23 protein-coding genes, 1 pseudogene and 4 riboswitches are annotated in these 24,811 nt (G+C 39.3%); of the genes and pseudogenes, 6 read left to right on the top strand and 18 right to left on the bottom strand.

From position 1 onward, the window contains the following. Positions 1-55: 55 nt before the first annotated feature. The 6 genes from NV377_RS02530 to NV377_RS02505 all read right to left on the bottom strand — a co-directional run bounded on the left by NV377_RS02530 (position 56) and on the right by NV377_RS02505 (position 4,389). Positions 56-859: a TatD family hydrolase gene (locus NV377_RS02530; RefSeq protein WP_258199594.1), complete on the bottom strand. Its 804-nt coding sequence runs from the start codon at positions 857-859 to the stop codon at positions 56-58. An 11-nt stretch (positions 860-870) separates the two neighbouring features. Then, a complete protein-coding gene (locus NV377_RS02525) occupies positions 871-1,197 on the bottom strand; it encodes an antibiotic biosynthesis monooxygenase family protein (RefSeq protein ID WP_258199593.1) in 327 nt (108 codons plus the stop codon). A 273-nt stretch (positions 1,198-1,470) separates the two neighbouring features. Then, the gene (locus tag NV377_RS02520) at positions 1,471-2,223 is read right to left on the bottom strand and encodes an ABC transporter ATP-binding protein (RefSeq protein WP_258199592.1); all 753 of its coding nucleotides are present in this window, start codon (positions 2,221-2,223) and stop codon (positions 1,471-1,473) included. Next, positions 2,223-2,999 carry an ABC transporter permease gene (locus tag NV377_RS02515; RefSeq protein ID WP_258199591.1) on the bottom strand — a complete coding sequence of 259 codons (777 nt, stop codon included), beginning with the start codon at positions 2,997-2,999 and terminating at the stop codon, positions 2,223-2,225. Before NV377_RS02515 ends, NV377_RS02520 begins: the two co-directional genes overlap by 1 nt. Further along, positions 2,989-3,291: a thiamine-binding protein gene (locus NV377_RS02510; RefSeq protein ID WP_258199590.1), complete on the bottom strand. Its 303-nt coding sequence runs from the start codon at positions 3,289-3,291 to the stop codon at positions 2,989-2,991. The genes NV377_RS02515 and NV377_RS02510 overlap by 11 nt, the downstream gene beginning before the upstream one ends. 72 nt (positions 3,292-3,363) lie before the next feature. Beyond that, the gene (locus NV377_RS02505; RefSeq protein ID WP_258199589.1) at positions 3,364-4,389 is read right to left on the bottom strand and encodes an ABC transporter substrate-binding protein; all 1,026 of its coding nucleotides are present in this window, start codon (positions 4,387-4,389) and stop codon (positions 3,364-3,366) included. Positions 4,390-4,559: 170 nt separating this feature from the next. Then, positions 4,560-4,667: riboswitch (TPP riboswitch) on the bottom strand. Positions 4,668-4,872: 205 nt separating this feature from the next. Between NV377_RS02505 and NV377_RS02500 the strand changes: the two genes are divergently transcribed. Continuing rightward, positions 4,873-5,952 carry a glycosyltransferase gene (locus tag NV377_RS02500; RefSeq protein WP_373425787.1) on the top strand — a complete coding sequence of 360 codons (1,080 nt, stop codon included), beginning with the start codon at positions 4,873-4,875 and terminating at the stop codon, positions 5,950-5,952. 103 nt (positions 5,953-6,055) lie between these two features. Here NV377_RS02500 and NV377_RS02495 read toward each other — a convergent pair whose 3' ends face one another. From NV377_RS02495 to NV377_RS02460, 9 genes are all read right to left on the bottom strand, one after another. Next, positions 6,056-7,072 (bottom strand): S66 family peptidase, encoded by a 1,017-nt coding sequence (locus NV377_RS02495; RefSeq protein WP_258199587.1) that lies wholly within the window; start codon positions 7,070-7,072, stop codon positions 6,056-6,058. Positions 7,073-7,086: 14 nt separating this feature from the next. Then, positions 7,087-8,082 (bottom strand): NADPH:quinone oxidoreductase family protein, encoded by a 996-nt coding sequence (locus tag NV377_RS02490; protein WP_258199586.1) that lies wholly within the window; start codon positions 8,080-8,082, stop codon positions 7,087-7,089. A 297-nt stretch (positions 8,083-8,379) separates the two neighbouring features. Next, positions 8,380-9,993 carry a glycosyl hydrolase family 18 protein gene (locus tag NV377_RS02485; RefSeq protein ID WP_258199585.1) on the bottom strand — a complete coding sequence of 538 codons (1,614 nt, stop codon included), beginning with the start codon at positions 9,991-9,993 and terminating at the stop codon, positions 8,380-8,382. 174 nt (positions 9,994-10,167) lie between these two features. Then, positions 10,168-12,477, bottom strand: coding sequence for a histidine kinase (locus NV377_RS02480; RefSeq protein ID WP_258199584.1), 2,310 nt, complete (start codon positions 12,475-12,477; stop codon positions 10,168-10,170). 65 nt (positions 12,478-12,542) lie between these two features. Then, positions 12,543-13,157, bottom strand: a complete 615-nt coding sequence (gene kdpC / locus NV377_RS02475) for a potassium-transporting ATPase subunit KdpC (protein ID WP_258199583.1) — start codon at positions 13,155-13,157, stop codon at positions 12,543-12,545. 31 nt (positions 13,158-13,188) lie between these two features. Continuing rightward, entirely contained in the window at positions 13,189-15,222 is a 2,034-nt protein-coding gene (gene kdpB, locus NV377_RS02470) for a potassium-transporting ATPase subunit KdpB (protein WP_258199582.1), read from the bottom strand. A 17-nt stretch (positions 15,223-15,239) separates the two neighbouring features. Then, positions 15,240-16,919, bottom strand: a complete 1,680-nt coding sequence (gene kdpA / locus NV377_RS02465) for a potassium-transporting ATPase subunit KdpA (RefSeq protein ID WP_258199581.1) — start codon at positions 16,917-16,919, stop codon at positions 15,240-15,242. A gap of 128 nt (positions 16,920-17,047) precedes the next feature. After that, a complete protein-coding gene (gene kdpF, locus NV377_RS25870; RefSeq protein ID WP_373425799.1) occupies positions 17,048-17,125 on the bottom strand; it encodes a K(+)-transporting ATPase subunit F in 78 nt (25 codons plus the stop codon). A 131-nt stretch (positions 17,126-17,256) separates the two neighbouring features. Further along, on the bottom strand, positions 17,257-17,667 hold the full coding sequence (locus tag NV377_RS02460; protein ID WP_258199580.1) for a hypothetical protein: 411 nt from the start codon (positions 17,665-17,667) through the stop codon (positions 17,257-17,259). A 136-nt stretch (positions 17,668-17,803) separates the two neighbouring features. After that, a riboswitch (cyclic di-AMP (ydaO/yuaA leader) is annotated at positions 17,804-17,974 on the bottom strand. A gap of 92 nt (positions 17,975-18,066) precedes the next feature. Next, positions 18,067-18,296: riboswitch (cyclic di-AMP (ydaO/yuaA leader) on the bottom strand. Positions 18,297-18,693: 397 nt separating this feature from the next. Next, positions 18,694-18,869: riboswitch (cyclic di-AMP (ydaO/yuaA leader) on the top strand. A 4-nt stretch (positions 18,870-18,873) separates the two neighbouring features. On the opposite strand from NV377_RS02460, the gene NV377_RS02455 reads away from it, so the two are divergent. After that, the gene (locus NV377_RS02455) at positions 18,874-19,314 is read left to right on the top strand and encodes a hypothetical protein (protein WP_258199579.1); all 441 of its coding nucleotides are present in this window, start codon (positions 18,874-18,876) and stop codon (positions 19,312-19,314) included. A 272-nt stretch (positions 19,315-19,586) separates the two neighbouring features. On the opposite strand, the gene NV377_RS02450 is transcribed toward NV377_RS02455, so the two are convergent. Then, entirely contained in the window at positions 19,587-20,606 is a 1,020-nt protein-coding gene (locus NV377_RS02450) for an HAAS signaling domain-containing protein (protein ID WP_258199578.1), read from the bottom strand. Positions 20,607-20,620: 14 nt separating this feature from the next. After that, complete coding sequence (locus NV377_RS02445; protein ID WP_258199577.1) at positions 20,621-20,956, bottom strand: PadR family transcriptional regulator; 336 nt, start codon at positions 20,954-20,956, stop codon at positions 20,621-20,623. Positions 20,957-21,214: 258 nt separating this feature from the next. On the opposite strand from NV377_RS02445, the gene NV377_RS02440 reads away from it, so the two are divergent. Together NV377_RS02440 and NV377_RS02435 are read left to right on the top strand one after the other, a co-directional pair. Then, complete coding sequence (locus tag NV377_RS02440; RefSeq protein WP_258199576.1) at positions 21,215-21,367, top strand: hypothetical protein; 153 nt, start codon at positions 21,215-21,217, stop codon at positions 21,365-21,367. Between the two features lie 305 nt (positions 21,368-21,672). Next, positions 21,673-22,317 carry a phosphatase PAP2 family protein gene (locus NV377_RS02435; RefSeq protein WP_258199575.1) on the top strand — a complete coding sequence of 215 codons (645 nt, stop codon included), beginning with the start codon at positions 21,673-21,675 and terminating at the stop codon, positions 22,315-22,317. Between the two features lie 185 nt (positions 22,318-22,502). On the opposite strand, the pseudogene NV377_RS02430 reads toward NV377_RS02435, so the two are convergent. Beyond that, positions 22,503-22,789, bottom strand: a pseudogene (locus NV377_RS02430) (DUF4180 domain-containing protein). Between the two features lie 193 nt (positions 22,790-22,982). Between NV377_RS02430 and NV377_RS02425 the strand changes: the two are divergent. Continuing rightward, entirely contained in the window at positions 22,983-23,564 is a 582-nt protein-coding gene (locus NV377_RS02425) for a TetR/AcrR family transcriptional regulator (protein WP_258199574.1), read from the top strand. Positions 23,565-23,589: 25 nt separating this feature from the next. Next, complete coding sequence (locus NV377_RS02420) at positions 23,590-24,792, top strand: MFS transporter (RefSeq protein WP_373425786.1); 1,203 nt, start codon at positions 23,590-23,592, stop codon at positions 24,790-24,792. The last annotated feature ends 19 nt before the right edge of the window (positions 24,793-24,811 follow it).

The raw sequence follows: 24,811 nt of genomic DNA, 5'->3' as shown, positions 1-24,811 counted from the left end.
GAAGGAAACGGCTATTTATCCGATGGACAAATAATCGCTTCCTTCTTATTGGATTCTATCGATATAACTTCAATGTATTATTGTATACCGTCTCCGCTACTTCCCATGCAGACATTCCTTTCAACTTGGCAATCTCATTAACCACGTCAATAACCATCATTGGTTCCGTAATTTGCCCCGCAAATGGACCTTCAAATGGCCAAGGACCATCCGTCTCCACCATCATCAGACTTAATGGGTACTTACGAACGAGTTCACGAATTTCTTCCTCCACAAATACATCAGGTGTAATCGATATATAATAACCATTATCAATCATTCGAGCAATCGTATTAGTGGGACCCTTAAACCAATGAAAATGTGCCTTTTTAATTTGATGTTTTTCGAGCAGATCACACGCAATGCTCGCATCTTCATATACGGCATGTAATACAACAAGGCGATCTACTGTTTTTGCTAAGGCAAGCATTCGATCTAGAAAAGCAATGTAAGGTTCTAATAAAAATTCTCTTCCCTGTTCTCTCGCTTCTAGCGCGCTATAATAAGGTAATCCGATTTCACCAATGGCAAATGATTTGTTAGCGATATGATATTCCATTATCAAATCCATCAATATCTGTTCTTCTTGTTCGCTAGGCAATGGCTGCTCAGGATGATGTCCGTATGCAGCCATAATGACCTCTCCGTACTTCTGCGTAAGTTTATACGTACGCTCTGAGGAGGCGAGATCCATCGATACCGCTACAACATGTTTAACAGAATGATGTAACGCACGTTCAATAATAGCTTTGCAATCTTCTTCACTGTATTGTTCCAAATGAATATGCGCATCGATAAACTTTAGACTTTCAGTAGCCATCTCACCGTCTCCTACATTTCAAACATATAATTGCGTTCCACTTTGCATACACGTAGAGCAAATCGACTATACCACTCTTCTTTACCACGTCTTTGTGCAACTTGATGAGCTGCATTAGCTTTCCATGCAGTAATATCATCAAGTGTTTCCCAATAAGAAACGGTAATCCCCAAATTCTCATCTCTTGCACTCTCGACTCCTAAGTACCCCTTTTGTGTACTCGCCAGTTCTACCATTTTATCAGACATCATGTTATAGCCGTGATCTCCATTTGTTCGTTCAGAGGAAAAAATCACTGCGTAGTAAGGTTGTTCATATGTTTTCGCTAAGTTAGTCATTTTTATCATTCTCCTAATCTACTATGATGTCATATTGTCGAATAAAATTAAACACATTGTAACCTAATCGATATAACAAAAACCAGCTTACCGTAAATGGGACCACGAACAAGCGTCCCTATTACTAGATAACAAGCTGGTTTTCATCATCGGCATGTTTACCGATTAACACTGTACTGTTAATTTAACATAAGCTACTACTGTACTATACCTATAACTGTTGTATCTACAGTTATAAACTTGACATAATCAAAAAATTGTCTACTAAAGTAATTAGTTGTTCGTGTGAAGTTGCTCATAAATACGCTGCTTCAATTCATTAAAGGTTGGTGTGCTCCATAAATCGCTTGCTCTAGGTCTTGCGAATGGTACATTGATTTCATCCAAAATTGTGGCAGGGGAAGAAGACAATACAATTATTCGATCAGATAGCAATAACGCTTCCTCAATGCTATGCGTAACGAGCAATACTGAACGACGATTCTCTTCCCAAATGGATAGTAACCACTGCTGCATATGTAACCTAGTTAATGCATCCAGTGCACCAAACGGTTCATCAAGTAGCATTAATGTCTGAGGCGATAACAAAGCTCGTAGAAACGACACACGTTGACTCATTCCACCTGAAAGCATATGTGGATAAGCATCAGCATACTCCGCAAGTCCGACTTTTTGCAACCATTCTTGAGCTTGCGTCTGAGCTTGTTGCTTACTAATGCCAGCTACTTGCAACGCTAGTGCAATATTACGTTTCACACTATACCACGGCATGAGCGAAGCTTGTTGAGGCATATAAGCAACATGACCACGCTGACTCGTTGTCTGCTGTCCATTTATCCAAACTTCACCACTATTAACCGGTTCTAGCCCACCAATAATTTGAAATAGCGTCGTTTTCCCGCTTCCGGACGGACCAATTACTGATACAAACTCACCTTCGTCGACACTGAGGCTAATATGTTGCAGAATTTGTTTTTCTTGTTTCTTATGTGTAAATGATTTTGAGATGTTTTTCAATTCAAGCATTAGCCTTGACTTCCTTTCTTCGGACGCCAATGTACAAAGCGTGACTCAATAAAGGACACAATCCAAAATAGTAGAAGGCTCATTAGAACAATTAAGAGCACTGAAGCAAATACTCGGTCCGGCATATATCCTCTTGAAGATAAGATCAAGTAACTTCCTAAACCGACTTTTGGTGATAACCATTCCGCAACAACTGCACTTAGTACACTATACGAAACAGCAATTCTCAAGCCAGCGAATAAATTAGTAAGCGCACTTGGTAGTTCTAAATGAATGAATAGATGCCACTTTGAAGCGCCGATCATGCTCAAATAATTTTTAAGTTGATGATCTGCTTGTGCAAGTCCTCCCAGTGTAGCGATGCATATTGGGAAGAAACAAACTAAAATGATGAGAAATATTTTCGGCATCATTCCGTATCCAAGTAACATCGTAAGGATAGGAGCAATAACAATGACTGGAATCGTTTGCGATAAGATTAATACCGGATATAACCCTTTTCTTACAACAGGGAGAAAATGTAGCACTGCTGCTAGAACAAATCCTGCAATGGCTCCACCTACAAAACCAATAAGTGATAACTTAGTTGTAGCTGCAAGATGTTCCATCAAGCGTGGCCAATCTGCGATCATCCCCTGAAATACACCAATTGGAGAAGGAATAAGCCAACTATAGACAAGCTTCATCCTTACTATTAACTCCCAGACGATACCAATAAATAATAGCGTCACTACTGGGGGCCATATATTACTCCAACGAGATTGCTTATTTGCCATCCGGATATTTCTCCAACAATTTATCCATCGATGCTCCGGCAATTGGATTATATGAAATTTTGATTTGTGATAAAGCACCTGGACAACCTACTTCAATCATTACCTCATGCATACGTTGTACAACTTGCAATAGTTCTGAAAGATCACCTTCCATTGTCGTTTCAAGTGGTGCAACGCGGTAAGGTAGTCCAGATTGCTTAATAACAGCAATCGCTTGATCTACATATGGAATAACACTTTCTCCGTTATTTGTTTTCGGAATCATTTGAATACTTAATAATGCATTAGCCATTTGTAATATCCCCTTATTATTCATTATTTGATTTTACTCTTCGTCAACTTTTTGTGTGCTAACACTCAACTCTTATTGTGGTAAAAATTCATTTGTAAATGCGGCTTCAGCATCAAGCTCGCCATTTAACAATTCATTACTATACATCCAATCTGCATAACCTTCCCATACCGATAACTTCTGTTCACCCCAACGAGGAGCATCATCCTGGTATTTCGGGCTTAACCATTGTTGACTAGCTCGTACAAGCTCTGCATTTAAATCTGGCTCTGCCGCAATTAATACTTCTGCTGCTTCCGCTGGATTATCAATACTGTATTGATAACCTTTCGCAACTGCTGCAAGGAATGAACGAACGAGTTCAGGTTCTTCTTTTACTAGCTTTTCACCTGTCACAACAACTGGCGTATAGTAATCCAAATTCTCATTGTATTCGTTCATATAAACCATATTCAAATCGACACCACGTAGCTCAGCTTCAATTCCTGTCCATGCATAGAATATCCATGCGAAATCAACATCGCGCTCAACTGCTGTAAAAAAGTCGCTATCTCCCATGTTTACAATTTCTAATTTATCAAAATCTGCATTATCTGTTCTCATTAAAGAATCAATAATTGATGTTTCAATAGGAGAACCCCATCCACCATAACGCATGCCTTCGAATTTACTTGGTGAATCAATACCTTTGTCCTTCTTAGATGCAAATCCAGATGTATTATGTTGGATGACAGCAGCCAAAGATACAACTGGCACCCCCGCTACTCTAGCTACTGTTACATTTTCTTGATAACTAATACCAAATTCAACATTGTTAGAAGCAACTGCAGCATCTGCTCCGCCTTGTACTGGAGAAATAATTTCAACTTCAAGTCCTTGTTCGGCAAAGTAGCCTTTGTCACGTGCGACATACAATCCTGTATGGTTCGTGTTAGGCGTATAATCAAGCACTAGTTGAATTTTACGAAGCGTCTTTTCTTTGTCGCCCTCTCCATTCGTTCCAGTTTGATTATTTTGTTGCACATTCTCATTACCACAAGCTGTTATTACGGATAGCAAAGCAATAACTAACAACCATTTCAATCCTTTTACTTTCATGTCTTCCTCTCCCATTCTTCTCTCTTTTTGTGATTATCCAAGAGGACACGCTGATAACATAGGCAAATAAAAAGGCGCCCTTCTATAAATTAGGAAGGGCGCCGTCAATTTCGGCTGTTACTTCGCTTATGATAGATTACCTATAGTTTTCCACTATAGTTCTCATCTCATGCAAAAGTATGCTCACATTCCTACGCCGGCATTATCCGGATCAGGTTAACGGGTCGGAATTGGTTCATTCCCTCTCAGCCAGCTTACTAGCTCCCCAAAGCGTATTCACTTGGTCAATCTATTGGTAATTATAGCAAAGTCATTCTCCTTTGACTACCCCTTTGCACGAATTCAAAAAAATGAGGCCTGTTAAGCACTTTTCTTATGCCCCATTAATATACATATACTATTGAGTTTACGACTTTGTTTTCTAATCCGTTTTGTTCATCTCCATACAGAAGTTATTGGTTAATAATTTATAATAAAGGATGGATGTATGTGTTTACGATAAGCCTATGTATGATTGTGAAAAATGAGGAGAGTGTGCTTGCTCGTTGTCTTTCTAGCGTTCAGAAAGCGGTAGATGAGATCATCATTGTAGATACAGGATCAACAGATCGTACAAAGGAAATTGCTGAAAGTTTCGAAGCAAAAGTATATGATTTTGCATGGATTAATCATTTTGCAGATGCTCGGAATTATAGCTTTGATCAAGCAACTTCTAATTATATTATGTGGCTGGATGCAGATGATGTTATTCAACCTGCAGATCTAGAACGTCTACTACAATTAAAACAAACGCCAGATTTCAATTACGACACTGTAACGATGAAATACCATCTTTCTTTTGACGATAACGGTAACCCTACATATAGTTATCGTCGCAATCGTCTGGTGAAACGGAGTAATAACTTCCGCTGGATCGGAGCTGTTCATGAATATTTAGCAGTAGCTGGTGCAAGTTTCAGCTCAGAAATTGCCGTTACACACCGCAAAGAGCGTCAATCTAGTGATCGTAACTTAAATATTTACTTGGAACGTCATAAAGCTGGCGAGCACTTCTCTCCACGTGATCAATTCTATTTCGCTAATGAATTGCGAGATCATCATAGATATGAGGAATCAATTAAATGGTATGATACTTTCCTTGATGGTAATGGTGGCTGGGTTGAAGACAATGTTGCTGCTTGTTCGCGTAAAGCCGATTGTTATGAAGCACTTGGCAAACGTGATCTTGCTATTATCAACCTACTTCGCACATTGCAATATATACAACCGCGACCCGACTTCTGTTGCCAGCTCGGTGCACTGTTTGTTAATGATAACAAATTTCAACAAGCGATCTACTGGTATGAGCAAGCTTTTTTAACGAGCCAGTATACATCGGATATGAGCTTTCATAATCCAGCTACTGCGACATGGTTACCTCATCTACAATTAACGGTATGTCATGATCGTCTCGGAAATCTTCAAAAAGCAGTTGAACATCATCGACTTGCGATGGCTATTAACCCGAATCATCCAAGTATGAAATATAATGAGAACTACTACAAAGGATTAGGTTTATTGTAGTAATTAGCGAATGTCCTGTCATAGCAAACAGCCCTGTTTCTCCATGAAAACAAAGCTGTTTGCTATTTATTCTGACGACAGATTTACTAGATCTTTGACATCATTATTGATTAAAATATTGCTTCAATGACCCTTTCCCCCCTTGTACTTCTATCTCAGCATAAGCTCCATTTATCAATGTTATTTGTGGCGGCACATGTCCACAATCAATATCGTAGATAATTGGTATTTGTAATTCATCAGAAAGTTCTTCATACATATTTTCGATCGTATAATTGTCAAACGGTTGATTGGCGTTACTTCTGCCGAACATAACAGCTGTGCAATGATCAAACCATCCTGCTAATTTCATTTGCACTAATGATCTTCGTACATCGGTTGTTACCATCTCACAATTTTCTAAATACCATATGATCGGTTCATTATTTATATAATGATTTTGAAAATGTTTAACATCTCCGAACGGAGTACCAATCAAATGTCTTATCACATCAATACATCCACCAAGTAATCGACCTTGTAATTTAACATGAGCAGCTGAAACAACTTTCCAATAAGTTGGTTCTGTTAACTGATAGACCTCTGTTGAGGAATCTAATTGTTTCCATTCCTTTTGATAGTTTGACGATGAATGTTGCAGAATTGATTGTCCAGTTTTAGTTGATAAGACAGATTGCCACATTGCTGTCGTCTCATCTAGAAATTCTCCTCTTAGATCAAAGAAACTCGTACCATGAGCAGTCGCAATCCCTGTTTTCAATGTAATAGCAAGTAACAATACACTTATATCTGAATACCCCATAATCCACTTACAACTAACATTTTCAAAATCAATATGTTCTAGGATCTCGATTAATAATTCTCCACCCCAAGGCGGCATTATAATGTCAATAGTAGCATCGCGCATCATTTTATTAAATTCATCTGCGCGAACTTTAGCTGGCGCTGATTTTGCTTTATTCTGAGTCCAGACGGTTTCCCCGCAGTTAACATCAAATCCTCTCATCCGCATACGACTACATGAAAGTTTTAATAAATTATGCATTTCCTCTCTGACTCCTGAAGAAGGTGCGGTTATCCCAATGGTTGCTGATGCTTCTAAAACCGGATATTGAATCATCTAGACACCCCTCATTAATATAGTTTTACAATAATCCTGCCTCGTGCCTGCCCCTTAAGTAAAGTAGGAAGCATATCGGGAAGTTGCTCTAGTGTAACTTCTTGTTGAATGAGCTCTTCTAGATTTGATAGTTTGAAGTCTGTTGCTAGGCGATTCCACACACTCAGTCGAGTGTCCATCGGGCAATACACAGAGTCGATACCTAATAAATTTATGCCTCTTAATATGAATGGGAGTACGGTTGTTGGTATTTTCACTCCACCAGTTAATCCACTAACAGCTACGGCTCCTCCATACTGAAGTTGACTTAGAAGAGCTGCAAGTTGCTCGCCTCCAACTGGATCGATCGCTGCTGCCCACTTTTGTTTGTCTAATGTTTTAACTTCTCCATCATATACCTCTTTACGAGATACGATTGTAGATGCTCCAATTTCCTTCAAGTATTCATGTTCAGATTCTTTACCTGTACTAGCTTCAACTTCATAGCCAAGTTTAGACAAAATAGCGACCGCAAAGCTTCCAACACCACCAGTCGCACCAGTAACAAGCACTTTACCTTTATCTGGTGATACTTTATTTTCTTCGAGTCGTTGAATGGATAATGCAGCAGTAAAACCAGCAGTTCCAATAATCATTGCATCTTTCAGCGAGAGACCGCTCGGAAGTGGAACAATCCAATCCGCAGAAATACGAGCATATTCACTGTAACCTCCATAATGAGAAACACCGATAGCATAACTAGTAGCGATCACTTCATCCCCTGCTTGAAATCTATCATCTTCAGATGAAACAACTACCCCTGCTAGATCAATACCAGGAACAAAAGGATACGTGTGAACGATATTCCCGTTAGGAATAGTAGCTAAACTATCTTTATAATTGACTCCAGAATAGTGAACCCGAATCAATACTTCTCCTTGAGGTAAATCATCGAGTGTAAGCTTATTAATGGCTACAGAAAATTGATCTTCTTGCTTGTTCACAACTAGTGCATTAAATGATTGTGTCATGGTTGTACTCCTTTTAATATGTAGTCAGCAGGAGCAGTACAAGATCAGTTCTTGTCACATTACTTTATCTGCAGTTTTTCTTTTAAGCATATCAAAAAAACTTGTGAAATAGTACTAACAACTGTTCTATACTTCTGAGCTTACGACATGAACAAGGGAGAGGTGTGCATAATTATTATGCACACCTCTCCCTCTATTAAGTCACTTACCTAATGGACTTCCCAAGTTCGCTTCATATTCGATGCATACTAAGCTACGTTAGCAAACTCATCGTTATCAAAATCCGCCCTTTGAACATCATCTACTTGATTGTTTGCCAATTATCTCCCAATCTGAAGCAGTATAATTCCCCATTTGCCATAAGGAAACACCTTTCAGTTCATAAAACTTCGCAAGCCATATTTTTTTGGCGATACTTTGTGCATCCTCGTAATATAGAACATGACTGCCTCGCTCATCTGCAAATTCAGCTTTTGTTAGAAAATACGGCATCGACCATGTCTTAACGACGTTCGGCATTGCTAGTCTTTTCTCTACATCTGCGACAGCTGGTATAACCGGAGGTGCGGTTACGCCATTTGAAGTAATCCATTGGTTAGCTTGTTTCGAAATACCCAGCACTAGCTTCTCTTTCGGAATCGCTTGAAGTGCGGTTACTACCGTATCGTTCACTAGCGGCAATGGGGCTGAAGGAAGCTGGCTATCGGTAAAGTCATGAGCCATCAAAATGACTGTATCAGCTACTTTACCTATTTGTTCCAAATCATAACCTTTATAATAGTAAATAGGTGGTACAGCAACAGATAATGTATAAGAACCTAACTGCTTTTTCAAATCTTGTAAAAATGCAACATAATCCGCAGCACTTTCCTCTTTGAGCAACCCTTCAAAATCAATACTTACTCCAGTGAACGAGTAGGTTTGATCATTTAAACTCGATAATAGCGATTGGATAAATACAGACTGAGCTATCTTATCTTTAAGAAATTCTTTCAAATTGCTATTGTTGTAAAATACCATCAGTTCCTTAGTTAATTGAGCAGAGTCAGCAGCAGTAATAGCCTCATTAGAGCCACTTGGAATGACATTCACTGTTTTACTAGTATTTGAACTAGTTTTCAATGTTGCTACCCCAGCGCTACTATATTCCAAGTGAGACCACCCGAAGATAACATCGGTAAGCTTATTCATCTGATTGATTGCACCATAGGATGAAATTGCATAAAAACCTGTAAAATTAACTTTTTCTTCAGAAACTCGCTCATCAATTAAGCGATAAATAACTGCTGCTGCCTGTTTGCGAATTAACGACTCTTTCGGCTTAAATCCCGATTTATCGCCTTCCATAATGCCACGACTAGCTGCATAGTAAACATAAGGCTGCATATCTACATCAATTGTGGATTGATCCTTGAAAGCTCGAACATCACGCTCCTTCTTCCAATCTGTTGCAAGCCATTGCTGACGAACTTCTTCATTCTCCGAATCTAGCAACGCTTTTCCTACTAGCATAGCAACTTCTTGTCTAGTAATTGTTTGCGATGGGTTAAACGTCCCTTTCTGATCTAGTAAACTATCAATCCATTTGTGTTCATAAGCAACAGAAATAAACGGCGCAGACCAGCGACCTTTATCCACTCCTGCTGGAACACTTCCAACTAATTCAGTTTCTAACTGACTCGCCATTACAAGCAACTTTATAAAAGCCTCTCTAGACAAGTCATTATTGGGACGATACGTTCTATCCTCGTATCCATTAATAATGCCTAATGCAGATAACGAATAAATTGGTTCTCGTGAATAATCGTTCTCCTCATCCTTAAAAGGCTGTAGCTGAACATTGTACGCAAAAGCACTACTTGCAAATAGCATTGATAATATTAAGACCAAAAAGCTAACTCGTTTTATCATAGTAATTTCTTCTCACTACCTTCCCTTTTTTCCAATAAAGTTCATTTCTAGTTTTATATATCCAAATTACTAGACGTACTAGAATAACGAAATGTTTCAGAAATATTATAGATAGTATTAGAAGATTATTTTAGATTAAATACTAGCCGCTTAGTATCAAAGTTGTATAGTTACTTATCTATCCGTTTCGACTAATACATCCATATGGCGTCCTAAACGTAGTATGCGACGTACAATATTGCCTTGCCACAGAAAATACCACTTAGATCGTTTGGATTGACCCATAATAAGCTGGGTCGCTTTCACTTTGTCAGCTTCAATAATTAGCATGTCAGCTATTTCTTTTCTACCGTTACACTTAGTAGATTGGAAAAGTCCACCCATTCGATGGGTAAGCTCAATCAATGCTTGGCGTCTTTTGAGCATGTCGTTACTTAATTGAATACTATCATCTACATAATGAACATACCAATTAGCCTTTAATCGATAAGCGATTCGGAAGCCACGGCGAATAAGACGTTCCGCTGAACTGGAGTGAATCGTAATCGCTACGAATATTACTTCTCTTATACGAAGTTCACCACGTAATGAGTGACTACGATCTAACGCTTCCAATCGTTCGTCCACATCATCTGCAATTTCCCGCAGAGCTAACTCACGAAGAGAGATTAAGTTACCCATCGTGAAAAACGCACTTAGTGCCTGCTGTACTTTATCCATCGCATAGATTTTACCGTCAAGCATCCGCTTCTGCAGCATTTGAGGTGTTACATCAATTAATTCTACTTCATCCGCAAGCCTCAGCATCACATCGGGTACCGTTTCTCTAACTCTTACACCAGTAAGAGCTTCAACCGCATCATTCAAACTTTCCAAATGTTGAACATTAACCGTCGTAATAACTGAGATTCCATGTTCTACGATGCGAACAATATCTTCATAACGCTTCTTGCGAACACTGCCGGGCACATTCGAATGTGCGAGTTCATCAACAAGCACTACATCAGGATTCCGCCTAATAATTGCCTCTGTGTCCATTTCTTCCAGTAGCTTTCCTTCATAGTTAATGATAAGTCTAGGGATAAGCTGGAGCTCTCCGATTTGCTCCGCTGTCTCTTTCCTTCCATGCGTCTCCAATAGCCCAACAACAACATCGATTCCTTTGCGAAGTAGAACATTACCTTCTCGTAGCATCGTAAAAGTCTTTCCAACTCCGGGGGAAGCACCTATATATACTTTGAAGGTACCTCTCTTAATCGTCTTGATTTTACACTCCATCTCTTCAGAACTAAGTCTTCGAAATAATTCCTGCTCTTCGTTGTGCCGCTGTTTGAATGGCAGTATACGCTGTCCGTCATGTTCCGCTCGATCTGCCATTAGAAATAAATCTATGCCTCTCATTTTACTAAGGATGTTGTCAGCGAGTGATCCTTGCCAAAACTGCTGCCATCGACTTTGCTTGGAATGACCCATCACAATCCGGGTCACGTTTTGTTCTGAGGCATACTTTATTAAATTAGCTGGAAGCTCACGCCGATGTGCTAAAGGGAACTCATGAAATCGACCCTCAACTTTCTCGACTAACTGAATGATTGATCTTTTGAAAGTCAATTGATCTTTGGTTAGCTGTTTCTTTACATTAACAAAAGCAAGTACGACTAAATCGCCATTTAACCGCTTTGCTACTTGCTGTCCTCGTCTTACGTATAATGAACCATTCCAATGATATTGCGCAGATACTAGAATTCTCTCGGTTGCTCCGGATGCTCCAACTAGACCAAGTTCCTCCCGATGTTTTTCTAGCGATTCATTAACCCCTTCTGCTACTAGCCGAAGCGATAACTCACGCAGTATCCCTAGGTTGCTACGCTCACATACTGCCTGGTGTTGTAGCTCACCAAGTTCACCTTCTTCTATTCTGTTAAGCATCGTTTCTGTGGAAACGTCGATTAACCTAACTTCATGGGCAATTGCTAAAGTATTCGAAGGTACTGTTTCTTCTGCTTGGATGCCCGTTAAGCGCATTACAATATCATCGACGCCCTCAAGCTCATAAACATTAATCGTCGTTATGACACTAATGCCATGGTCCATCAAATAGATGATATCTTCAAGCCTTGTTCGGTGACGAGAGCCTAGCTGATTACTATGAGCAAGACCATCTACAAGAACTACTTCAGGATTACGCTGAAGCAGAGTATCAAGATTAAGATCCTTTTGCTCTACCCCATCCTTCCACCAATGAATGCTTGGAACGCGTTCCAGTTGACCGAGTTGCTTCTGTGTCTCTGGTCTTTGCATTGTCGAGACAGCACAGATCACGACATCGATGCCTTGATCCTTCAATTGAGAACCTTCTTGCAGCATATGATACGTTTTGCCCGAGCCACTAACAGCGCCAATAATTATTTTTAATTTCCCTCTATGGAGTTTTGAAATAGAGTCTAGTATCTCCTCTGGCGTTTTCCTTTTGAAGTGAACCATTCTTCGTCTCCTCTCTCCAAGATTGTGGCGGTTGAACTGATGTCCGGGCGAATTGATTTGTTGCTTTATTTATTAGAAAGTCGTTCAGCAAGCTCTATATTCAGCTTCAACACGTTAACGCGTTCTTCACCGAAAAGGCCAAGATCACGTCCTTCCGTATTAGCTTCTAACATTGCAGCAAGCTCATCTACTGAAATGCCTGTTAACTTGCTAATACGTGGAATCTGGACTTGGGCTGATTGCGGCGTAATATGAGGATCAAGACCTGATCCAGAGTTTGTAATTAATGCGATAGGTAGTTGACTAATTAGTACATCTGGATTATCTAGCTTCCATTGTTCAATCGTCGCTCTCGTTCTTTCTAGTAACGCAGGATTAGAGGGGCCAAAGTTATTAGATCCTGAAGCTTCTGCTTTGTATTCTATACTAGAGACACGACCTTGGAAGTATTTAAGATCTGTGAAATTCTGTCCTATTAATTCTGATCCTACTACATTGCCTTTACTATCTTTCAATAAACTACCATTCGCTTCATGCGGAAAGAGCAGCTGAGCTGCACCCGTACTTACAAGCGGATAGATAATCCCGCAAATGATGATGAAAACTAAGCTTGCTCGCACCGCAATCCATAGCATAGAACCGCTTGATTGCATTTCTTTTGTCATAACTTCTGCACTCATAATCCATTCTCTCCCTCAATAAATATCCGTATTAAACCCATAAATGAACGACTAGATCAATGATCTTAATTCCGATAAACGGGACAATAACACCACCAAGACCATAAATCAACAGGTTGCGGCGTAACAATCGAGAACCGCTCATCTGCTTATAGGCAACACCTTTCATTGCCAGTGGGATTAGGAGCGGGATAATGATTGCATTGAATATTAGTGCAGACAATATCGCAGAATACGGTGATTCAAGCTTCATAACGTTAAGCACATTCATCTCTGGAATGGCAACCATAAACATCGCCGGAATAATCGCAAAATATTTGGCGATATCATTCGCAATACTAAAGGTCGTCAATGCTCCACGCGTCATAAGTAGCTGTTTGCCGATTGCGACAACTTCAATAATTTTCGATGGATCTGAATCCAAATCAACCATATTCGCGGCTTCCTTCGCTGCAATAGTACCACTGTTCATCGCGATACCAACATCTGCTTGCGCCAATGCTGGGGCATCGTTGGTACCGTCACCCGTCATTGCAACAAGCTTTCCTTCTGCCTGTTCACGACGGATTACAGCAATTTTATCCTCAGGCGTGCTTTCCGCGATATAATCATCTACTCCGGCTTCACGTGCTATTGTTGCTGCAGTAAGCGGATTATCACCAGTACACATAATCGTCCGTATACCCATCTGACGCAGTTGATCAAAACGCTCTTTCATACCAGGCTTAACTGTATCTTTCAAATAGATAAGACCGAATATTTGTTGATCTACTGCGACTGCGAGAGGTGTTCCTCCGACAGAAGAAATTCGATTAGCTTTCTCTTCCAAATCGTTAGGAATTGTACCACCCTTAGCTGCTACCCATTTACGTACCGCATCTACAGCACCTTTACGCACTTGACGACCGTCTTTTAGATTAATACCACTCATTCTTGTCTCTGCTTTAAATGTAATGAATTCTCCTTTATCGACAAGCGTAGCGTCATAACTCACTTCATGTTTCTTCATCCACTCCAATACAGATCTACCTTCAGGTGTCTCATCCCCAAGCGAACTAATTGCTGCCCAAGAGGCTAACCTTTCCTTCGAATGATGTCCTACAGCAACAAGCTCGCTCGCCATTCGGTTACCGAATGTGATCGTACCTGTTTTATCAAGGATCATCGTATTAATATCACCTGCTGCCTCGACTGCTTTACCTGACATAGCAAGTACATTGTACTGCGTTACTCGGTCCATTCCCGCTACCCCGATCGCTGATAACAAACCCCCGATCGTTGTTGGAATAAGACAAACTAACAGGGCAATTAACACTGGAATCTCTAGTTTAATGTTTACAAAGTTCGCAATAGGCGCAAGCGTCACAACAACGATTAGAAATATAAGTGTCAAGCTCGTTAATAACGTATTGAGTGCAATTTCATTGGGAGTTTTTTGACGCTTCGCTCCTTCAACGAGTGAGATCATACGATCAATGAATGATTCACCAGGATCACTTGTAATTCGAACTGTGATCGAGTCACTTACGACACGTGTCCCACCAGTAACGGAACTGAAGTCTCCACCCGCTTCTTTAATAACTGGAGCCGATTCCCCTGTAATTGCGGATTCATCTACTGATGAGAGACCTTCAATAATTTCTCCATCGCCAGGAATCATCTCGCCTTGAGATATGACAACAATATCTCCCTTACGAAGTTCTGAGGAAGGAACAGTTGTGATCACACTACCTGACAATCTATTAGCCACAACCTCTTGCTTCGTCTTTTTCAATGAATCAGCCTGTGCTTTACCTCGGCCTTCTGCCAACGCTTCTGCGAAATTGGCGAACAATAGCGTAAACAGAAGAATTAAAAATACCGACAGATTAAAACCAATTCTATCTTCTGATCCGAAATAATTTGGAAATATCGTCATAAGTAGTACGATTGCCGTACCGACCTCTACGACGAACATTACTGGATTTTTCATCATAATTGCAGGGTTTAACTTGATGAAACTATCTTTAACTGCACGTTGAACTACCTCTCTGTTTAACATGCGCTTTCTACGATTGCCATTCATATTCCTTCACCTCATCGTTAACGGAGTGTCAAATGTTCGGCAATTGGACCAAGTACGATTGCCGGTAAAAATGTTAGTGCACCAATTAATAAAACTGTACCGATTAAAAGACCTACAAATAATCCATTATCTGTTCGGAAAGTACCGATCGTCTCAGGCACTCTTTGCTTCTGAAGCAGTGATCCGGCTACACCAAGCATCGCAATAATCGAAATATATCGACCTAATAGCATAACGATACCGGTACTAATATTCCAAAACGGCGTATTATCACCAAGTCCTTCAAAGCCCGATCCATTGTTGGCTGCCGATGACGTATATTCATATAACACTTGAGTAATACCGTGGTAACCTGGATTAGAAATAGCAACATTCCCTATATCCATCATAAGCGCCAATGCAGTTGGACCGAGTATAATAAGTGGATGAGCTAAAATTGCAATCGCGATTAATTTCATTTCCCTCGGTTCAATTTTTCTACCTAGAAATTCTGGAGTTCGTCCAACCATTAACCCACATATAAAGACGGCCAATATCGCATACATCAGCATATTAATTAAGCCGACACCTTTACCTCCGAATACGACGTTAAGCATCATTTCTGCTAGCGGCACCAAGCCGCCAATCGGTGTGAGCGTATCATGCATATTGTTAACCGTTCCCGTTGTTGCTGCAGTTGTCACTGCAGTGAACAACGCGGATTGAGCGATACCGAATCTTACTTCCTTACCCTCCATGCTACCTTGTGAAGCATCTATACCAAGGCTATTCATTACTGGGTTACCAGTTTTCTCAGAAACATATACAGTAGTAAGAAAAACTAAGAACAAACATAGCATTGCCGAGAAAATAACCCAGCCTTGTTTCTTGTTCTTTGCAAACAAGCCGAATGTATAAGTTAATGCAGCTGGAAGAGCCCACATTGACAATATTTCAATGACATTCGTCATTGGATTCGGATTTTCAAATGGATGGGCTGAATTGACCCCGAAGAACCCTCCACCATTAGTCCCCAAATGTTTGATAGATTCTAGCGAAGCTACTGGTCCGATTGCCACTTGTTGCATTGCACCTTCTAATGTTTTCAGTGTCAACGTCGGATCAAGTGTTTGTGGTACTTGAAGTGCGACCAATACCAACGTAATGATAAAGGAAATCGGTAAGAAGATACGGGTGTGTGCTTTAACAAAATCTTCAAAGAAGTTCCCAATCGTAGTTCCTTTGCTCGTAATACCGCGTATAAATGCGATAGCAACTGAGAATCCTGTTGCAGCAGATGTGAACATCATCATCGTAATAACAGCCATCTGCGCGAAATAGGATAAACCCGTTTCACCTGAATAGTGCTGCAAGTTCGTATTGGTCATAAAGCTGATGACCGTATTGAAGCTGAGAGTTGACTCCATATTGTCGATTCCATTCGGATTGAACGGCAATATCTTTTGCAGTCGTAATATCAAGTAACTTACTGCCACCAAGACGATATTGGTAACGATAAAACTCAGTGCATACTTTTTCCAAGTCATCCCAGCACGCTGTTTCAAGCCAATCAGCTTGTAAATCAACCGTTCTACTGGTCCAAATATTTTATCCAATCGGTTCTCTTCATTAGAGAACACATGATACACATAAGTGCCAAATGGCTTAACCAACATAACAAGGATGGCTATAACAACCACCATTTGCAAAATTTCCATTTCTTGACCTCCTAAAAGATTTTACATAGTAAAATCTATCTTCGTAAGCATTCTCTCGGATTTTGCGTAGCAAAATCTAACCTCATAAGCATTTTCTTGGTTTCACAGAGTAAAATTCCATTTCATTGTTAGAATTTATCTGGATGGATTAAGGCATAAACTAGATATATGAACAGACAGGCTGTTACAGCTAATACTATGATCACTACGCATCTCCTCCTGATTGGTCGATATTAGCGCCACACCACGTAAGAAAACCATAAAATAATCCGAAACAAACGATTAAAGTTATAATCATGTACACGTCCACCATCGTTTAACCTCCTTATAAAACCGTTCAATTGCCAGTGTCTTGTTCACTCAATAGAAATCCATGTTCTCCTGATTGCGAATATATAACGTATTTGGCGCCAAGTCCTTTATAGATTGCTCTTGGGTTCAAATGTGGAGTAATGACATAGATGGGCTTTGTTGTCCATAGACTACAGCATTGTAGATAGCGACAACTTAATGCCAAGCTACTTTCAAATACGAATACCTTTCCTATAGCAATTTTCGGCACATCCCAACTAGATCGATTATTTGTATTTATCCGAATAACCGTTGAAATCCCAATATTTTTTAGCTCCTTCTCCTCTTGTTTGTTATTTGTAAGTACAGCGAAGGGAAGCTCTTTGTGCTTTAATAATCTAATAAAAGATAGTGCTGCTTCATTCATTCCAGCCACTACGATATACTCTCGTTCCATCTTATTTTCCTCCTGGTAACGCTAAGTTTAAGAAAAAAAGGCAACAAAAAAGAAGCCTCGGGAGCAGAGGAAATTCTCCCGAGGCTTCTTTGATCATGGCAAAACAAACCATGACAAGTCGGCACACGACGATTGTCGCCTCTCTCAAAAAACGCTTACGAGGTTAGCTGTCGGATTCGGGCTTGAGAGTCGCCCTACACTTGGCTGCAAGCCAAGCGATTCACCCCATGAGCTTCAAGACGTAATTACCATCCACTCTATTGGTTCCCCCGCTCCTGTTGTTCACAGGACTCAGCGCTAAAACATTTTACAATATGACTGCTTTGCTGCTGGTTATATCAAGTCAGAAACATACACCATTATGGTACCGTTCCATTTACTAAATTACTAACTTCATCATTCCTCTCTCTTTCAACGCTTACGAGGTTAGCTGTCGGATTCGGACGGTGAGAGTCGCCCTACTTTTACCGGTTCCATGGTACCCGGATCAAGATTCACCCCTGCGATATCACTCTCCGACTCTCACATCGGTTCATGACACGCTGAGCAAACAACTTCTCAAATTGAGTTTTTTGTTTGCTTGGTTCCCCCGCTTTCGTCTTACGACAAATATTCAGCGATTCAAGTTATGGTAAAAACTGTTATACCATGAAACGAATCTTACTCCTTGCAAATGTTCGTGTAAAGTAAACTCAGAAGCCATTTAAGCTTGAAAACAGACCTCCTTAGCCAATTGTTATCGCTTACATATATTAATAACTTTAGAATAGTACGATTATCTCCGTTTTTCTCTTTATTTTGAAATATAGGTTCAAGTTTCTTGATGGAAAGTTGAACTGAATTATCTGACTTCTTAACATAGGTTAATATACAGAGTATTAACGAGTATTCGAGAGAACGATCATGATTTCGTCGTCATAACAACTGAAATTTATCTTTTATGGCTTTATGCAGCCTGACAATGACTACATTAGGTTTTACAAAAGATCAACATCAGGTTAATATAGTCGCGAAGCTGTATACAGCCAATAATAATCGCTGAGTTCTATATACTAGAAGCGGGGGAACCAAAGCAATTGATGAAGAAAAGATTTATATTCATCAGGAGCATGGGGTGAATCGGTCGCTTTATAAGCGTCTGTAGGGAAGCTCTCTTATTCCGAATCCGTCAGCTAACTCCGTAAGCGAACATGAGGAGAGAAAGATATGTTAACTTGTCAAACGATTGACCCCTTACCTGATCTTCAACTACTACTAGCATTTAAAGTGAAAAGAATTGAGCTTTTTGTTATTCCATTGATAGAAATCGATGAATGTGGATTTAGGGCTTGTATGTGTCTAACGACAAATCAAGGATATGGATGGAGTGAACTGTTTATTAGTGAAGCGCAGAAGCCTACCAGCTGGAACAGTTGGAGTGCTACTTTACCCCACTTTATAGGGGTTGGAGGCTTGTCTGAAACTATGCAGAATGATACAAACTCCAACGCCAAACACTTCCCTATTCGTCAATTATTTAACAGTGCTGTTCAACATATTCATAGCATTCCTAACGAACTAGCACCTCATCGTGCTACGTTTACGCGAGATAATAACTATAATAATGCGCTGATGGATCGATCCATCTTTTATCTATCCCTCTTCTAGGGGAAGTTCAAAAAGCGAACGTTGATAACGATGATTGACTTCGTAGCTTATTCGACATCGAATAACATCTCGGTTCTGAAAGCCTGCAGTTAATATAGATTTAGTTTCGAAGGTAGCTATGCTTTCTCGCTCAAACTACAAAAATCCCCTTCAAGTTCACTCAATTTCGCAACTGAACATGCGAATTCGTGCGAGTGTCTTTTAAAAGGGGATTTTAACATGACTATATATGCTTTTTGATGATCTAAGCCTTTTGTAACCGGGGGCTTCTGTTATGACTTATTATTTCTCATACCGTACGCCTTCACACCAAGGACGACTGTTTCAATGATCACTATGATCGCTACAATATAAATGAGAATCTTTGTCCAATACTGCCACAATTCACTACTCGTCTGGAACATCTCACTTCCAGCGAACATAAGATCAGCTTGCATCAATTCATCAAGAAATGTCATATTCCATAACGATTGGTCCATAAACATAATCAATGCTAAAAGGAACCACAACAGATTGAATAGAATCTGCATTAATATTATATTCTTTGTCCATCTGCCCGTTACGAGTTTGATACCTTCTTTCAATATCCTGAACACTGCAAGAATCCATATAAAAGGAAGATAACTTTGAAGTACCTCTACGTTTAAGAAAGAAATTACTATAGTCTCATCATTCATTCGGATGATACCAAAGTAGTCTGCTGAAAAAGTTAACAACATAATGAACAGAATCGTAAAAATAATAGCTACAATCGGTTTGCTACGTCGAATACGAGTTTTCTCTGTAGGAAGCGGCGGTAGATCGGACAACTTCCATTCTTTTTTTATTCCAGAAACCTTCTTATAACTAGATTTGTTACCTTTATGTTCAATAAAGAGGAAGATTAAAGTGACCCAGGCAAAACCTTGTGCGGATGCTGAGATTAAAGAAGCAAAAAAGCCAATAAATGTATCCAAACCTTCGATTGGATCTACAAAAAGCTCTATACCGAGTACAACCGACAAACCGATCACAATTGAGAACAATACCACTTTAAGAACTATAAGATACGATTCGATCAATTCAGGACCAATTAAATATCTTTTGTAACCTCTATACCCCGCTGCAAGTTCATACGGAGAACCAAGCTCATTAAGGACAGCCTCAACAATTTCCTCTTCCGTTCGTCCCTCCGATGCATGGTCCTCTCGCATATCTTCGATTAATCCACGTAACTCTTTCTCAATTTCTTCCCTTTGCAGTTGTGGTACCCGCTGGATTACCGCATAAACATATCGATCAATGATCTCCATCTACCATCTCTCCCTTACAGCTCAATTAAGCTGTTCATACTTTGCGTCAAGTTCTTCCACTCCACACATAGCTGCTCGTAAACTTCTTTACCAGTCTGACTAAGAAGATAATACTTTCGGGGACGAGACTCGTTAGTGTCCCACTGACTTTCAAGGAGTTCTTGCTTTTCTAATCTGCGAAGGAGCGGATACAATGTTCCGGGATCAATGCTAATGCCCTTCTCTTCCAATATGGAAACGAGCGAGTAACCATATTGCGGCTCAGATAATTGACTAAGCACACCAATAATGAGCGTGCCACGTCTTAGTTCATGCGTTAATCCATTTATTGTTTCTTGAATATTCACCATGCGATCAACTCCTAATTTCATTATACTGTACGACACACACTATTGTGAATACCTTATTATTAAATATGGAAAATAATTATAAAATTACAATATAGCTATAACTATGCGCTTAATATTGAGAACCCCCATGTCTCTTACAGGACATGGGGGTTCTCGTATTTCATTTTGTGAGAAAGGATGTGTTCTATCGTAAATCATATTGGAAACTTAAGGATTTGTATCTGCTTATGAGTTGTAGGACTATTTGGAAAAAAAGATGTGGATTATTTATCCTCAGTCATACTGGGCATATGTCCCGAATACGGTAAAAATGAACTAAACATATTAGTTGATCATCGAGATATGAACGCTTCTGATGGCGAGCCAGTTGTATATTCTCCTGAAGTTTCTGAGCAAGCAATGCTCTTCTAGACATTCATCATAATGATTTTATTAAATATGCTAAATAATAACTACTTTTTCTACTCAAAAAACGAGTTCATGCTTGGAATATCAAGCGTGGTCTCGTTTTTTTATGTTATAATCTTGGATACTAAATTCTCCACTATCCTCATCATCGCCAAAGAAACTTTACCCTTTTTCGCATTTTCAGCATTAAATCAATATGCGACTGAATACAATTAAAAGAGCGCATTAACATTGACAAATATGCACTCCTCTGTTAGCGTTTACACTTTAGAATAAAAAACTTCATGAAAATCTAGCGAGGACTTAAAATGATAATGTGGGTTAATAAATGGAAGCATCTTTTAGGTATTCTATCCATTCCTCTTCAAGGGCTTATTTATATGTGGATTGCGAGTAATAGCGGCACAGACATAATTTTTAATTATTACTGGATTGATACACAAATTCCTTTTGTGAAATGGTTCATCTTCCCTTATATAAGTTGGATGCCTGTTCTGTATCTTAGTTTTTTATATCTAGCCTTAAAACATCGCAGTCTTTATTGGCGTACGCTATTGATCTATAATCTTTCCGTCATGGCGTGCAATGTCGTTTTCTGGTTTTTCCCTACCTATGTACCTCGACCTGATGTTGAAGGTACCGACTTAGCAAGTATGCTTGTTAATTTTATTTATCAGTCTGACGCACCTCTCAACTGTTTTCCAAGCGTTCACTGCTTAACAAGCTATTTATTATTTATTACTTTGAAGCGTGATCTAGTCACCAAACTTTCAGTTAGAGTCTTTATGTATACACTGTTGTGGCTTATTATCATTTCTACTGTCTTCACCAAGCAGCATGCGCTCATTGATGTGTTTGGGGGAATTGTATTTGCTGAACTAACGTACCAACTTGTCCACTATATGACTTCTATTAATCAACGACGTGAAAAACAGTACTCTAATAGTTTATAGTTTCTTAACAATCATTTGCAGATGGGTTACGCAGGGATTCTATTCGGTAGTCAGCGAAATAGAATCTCTGCTTTTTCTACCAAATTAACATGAGTACAACCCTTGTTTATATCAATGCGATTCGTAGAATTACTTCGGCGGTGACACGTCGCTCTACAGCCCCTAGCTTCCTCCCTTTCCATCTTCTACTTTAACATGCTTAACTTTTCAATCGCTTGTTGCTCAGTGGGCAAGAATAAGATATCGTTTCCTCTATTACATTCATAGATGAAATCTTGAAGGCTGCAAATTGGATACTCAGTAAATTCTCCAATAATTGCAACCTTCACTTGATAATTGATGAATTTCTGAAGAATTTCACCTGCAAGACGTGTTTTCAAATCGAAAAAACTTGCACATCGTCAATTAGAATGTCGCTACTGCTCACGACGGCAATACTTACCCCACTGACTTCTACTTTCGTTATTTTTATATTCACCCTCCTAAATCAGTAAACATTCTCACATACTACTTACAATTGTAACGGTTATCATCGCTATGTCTAGGAGATATACACACTTCGCCTTGCTTTAGTGGATATAGAGATTTTTCAATTTTTCATTGCATAAAAAATTTTTTTTTGATAAAATAACTGACGAACGTTCGTTAATATTGAGGTGATTCTATTGAAGAGTAAAGAGATTAAAGACGTTGCTTTAAAATTTTTCACAATTCATGGGTATGAGGGAGCATCGCTGTCTCAAATTGCCGATCATGTCGGTATGAAAAAACAGTCACTCTATGCTCATTTTAAAGGAAAAGATGATCTTTTTTTACAAGTTTTACAAGATGCCAAAGAGACTGAAGTCACATCGAAACTAAATTATTTGAGTAAAGTGGATACCCAAAATGCCCATGCAGATTTATTAGGATATTTGCAATTGGTCATTGATTTGTTTCAACAGAGCGAACAGTTAAAGTTTTGGCTGCGAATGTCTTTTTTTCCACCTCACCATCTTGCTGAAGAGATTAATGAGGAAGTATACGATTCGGAAGAAAAGATACAAACCGTACTTGAAAGTAAATTTCAAGATTGGATCGATGCCAAAGTCATCATGGAAGATACAGCCTTAGTGCCAACTCTTGCGTTCTTAGGTATTGTTGATTCAATTATGCTAGAACTTGCATATGGCAATAATGAACAACGTTTACACGATAAACTTAATGCCTCATGGACCGTTTTTTGGAGGGGTATTTCACAGCTATGATTATACAAAAGCGAGGTATTGTTTCATGAAAAAACCATTAAAAGAACAAAAAACAGTTTTACTCATTTTATTAAGTAATATATTCATTGTTTTTCTAGGAGTTGGACTTATCGTCCCTGTTATGCCATCCTTTATGAATATGATGCATTTATCAGGCCAATCGATGGGTTATCTTATGGCAGCCTTTGCGTTCGCGCAATTACTTGTCTCTCCTCTTGCAGGACGATGGATTGACACTTATGGTAGAAAGAAAATGATTATTATCGGATTATTCCTCTTCAGTATATCAGAGGTAATCTTTGGTATAGGTACACATATATCCGTTCTTTATTTTTCTAGAATATTAGGTGGTATTAGTGGTGCATTTATTATGCCTGCGGTAACTGCCTTTGTTGCGGATATTACCTCAGTAGAGGAAAGACCGAAAGCGATGGGTTATATTTCTGCTGCCATTAGTACTGGTTTTATTATTGGTCCAGGTATCGGTGGCTTTATCGCTGAGCTTGGTGTGCGTGCCCCATTCTACTTCGCAGCTGGCTTCGCATTAATAACATGTATTTCATCGATATTTATTCTAAAAGAGCCACTAACCAAACAGCAGCTTTTGGATATCAGTCGACTTAAAAAAGATACAAATTTGGTGAGTGATCTCAAGCGATCACTACAGCCAGTATATATTATTGCCTTTATTATTGTATTTGTACTTGCCTTTGGTTTATCTGCATATGAAACTGTATTTAGTCTGTATTCTGATCATAAATTTGGATTCACTCCACAAGATATTGCTACTATTATTACAATCAGCGCTATCTTCGGGGTTGTCGTTCAAGTCTTTATGTTTGGTAAAATGGTAGATAAACTAGGTGAAAAGAAACTCATTCAAATACTCTTAATTGCTGGTGTACTATTAGCAGTTGCATCCACGATGGTATCTAGCTATCTAGCCGTTTTACTAATAACTTGTTTCATCTTTCTCGCATTTGACTTGCTACGTCCAGCATTAACAACCTATTTATCAAAATCTGCCGAAAAAGAACAAGGATTTATTGCCGGAATGAACTCAACATATACCAGCTTGGGCACTATTGTCGGGCCAGCTTTAAGCGGTATATTATTTGATGTAGACATCAACTATCCGTATCTCTTTTCTGCTGTCATTATGTTTGTTGGTCTTGTCATTACGATGATGTGGAAAGAACAACAATCCGCTAACAGCTTGGCAAAATAATATTTGGAACAACCTACTT

The sequence above is a fragment of the Paenibacillus endoradicis genome, assembly GCF_024721975.1.
Note: the sequence above shows the minus strand (reverse complement) of the source record. Positions and strands in the feature narration are given on the sequence as shown.

Excerpts from the sequence above, each read along its gene's own strand:
- NV377_RS02530 (WP_258199594.1), bottom strand. The coding sequence starts at position 859 with ATGGCTACTGAAAGTCTAAAGTTTATCGATGCGCATATTCATTTGGAA.
- NV377_RS02525 (WP_258199593.1), bottom strand. The coding sequence starts at position 1,197 with ATGACTAACTTAGCGAAAACATATGAACAACCTTACTACGCAGTGATT.
- NV377_RS02520 (WP_258199592.1), bottom strand. The coding sequence starts at position 2,223 with ATGCTTGAATTGAAAAACATCTCAAAATCATTTACACATAAGAAACAA.
- NV377_RS02515 (WP_258199591.1), bottom strand. The coding sequence starts at position 2,999 with ATGGCAAATAAGCAATCTCGTTGGAGTAATATATGGCCCCCAGTAGTG.
- NV377_RS02510 (WP_258199590.1), bottom strand. The coding sequence starts at position 3,291 with ATGGCTAATGCATTATTAAGTATTCAAATGATTCCGAAAACAAATAAC.
- NV377_RS02505 (WP_258199589.1), bottom strand. The coding sequence starts at position 4,389 with ATGAAAGTAAAAGGATTGAAATGGTTGTTAGTTATTGCTTTGCTATCC.
- NV377_RS02500 (WP_373425787.1), top strand. The coding sequence starts at position 4,873 with ATGTATGTGTTTACGATAAGCCTATGTATGATTGTGAAAAATGAGGAG.
- NV377_RS02495 (WP_258199587.1), bottom strand. The coding sequence starts at position 7,072 with ATGATTCAATATCCGGTTTTAGAAGCATCAGCAACCATTGGGATAACC.
- NV377_RS02490 (WP_258199586.1), bottom strand. The coding sequence starts at position 8,082 with ATGACACAATCATTTAATGCACTAGTTGTGAACAAGCAAGAAGATCAA.
- NV377_RS02485 (WP_258199585.1), bottom strand. The coding sequence starts at position 9,993 with ATGATAAAACGAGTTAGCTTTTTGGTCTTAATATTATCAATGCTATTT.
- NV377_RS02480 (WP_258199584.1), bottom strand. The coding sequence starts at position 12,477 with ATGGTTCACTTCAAAAGGAAAACGCCAGAGGAGATACTAGACTCTATT.
- kdpC (WP_258199583.1), bottom strand. The coding sequence starts at position 13,157 with ATGAGTGCAGAAGTTATGACAAAAGAAATGCAATCAAGCGGTTCTATG.
- kdpB (WP_258199582.1), bottom strand. The coding sequence starts at position 15,222 with ATGAATGGCAATCGTAGAAAGCGCATGTTAAACAGAGAGGTAGTTCAA.
- kdpA (WP_258199581.1), bottom strand. The coding sequence starts at position 16,919 with ATGGAAATTTTGCAAATGGTGGTTGTTATAGCCATCCTTGTTATGTTG.
- NV377_RS02460 (WP_258199580.1), bottom strand. The coding sequence starts at position 17,667 with ATGGAACGAGAGTATATCGTAGTGGCTGGAATGAATGAAGCAGCACTA.
- NV377_RS02455 (WP_258199579.1), top strand. The coding sequence starts at position 18,874 with ATGTTAACTTGTCAAACGATTGACCCCTTACCTGATCTTCAACTACTA.
- NV377_RS02450 (WP_258199578.1), bottom strand. The coding sequence starts at position 20,606 with ATGGAGATCATTGATCGATATGTTTATGCGGTAATCCAGCGGGTACCA.
- NV377_RS02445 (WP_258199577.1), bottom strand. The coding sequence starts at position 20,956 with ATGGTGAATATTCAAGAAACAATAAATGGATTAACGCATGAACTAAGA.
- NV377_RS02435 (WP_258199575.1), top strand. The coding sequence starts at position 21,673 with ATGATAATGTGGGTTAATAAATGGAAGCATCTTTTAGGTATTCTATCC.
- NV377_RS02420 (WP_373425786.1), top strand. The coding sequence starts at position 23,590 with ATGAAAAAACCATTAAAAGAACAAAAAACAGTTTTACTCATTTTATTA.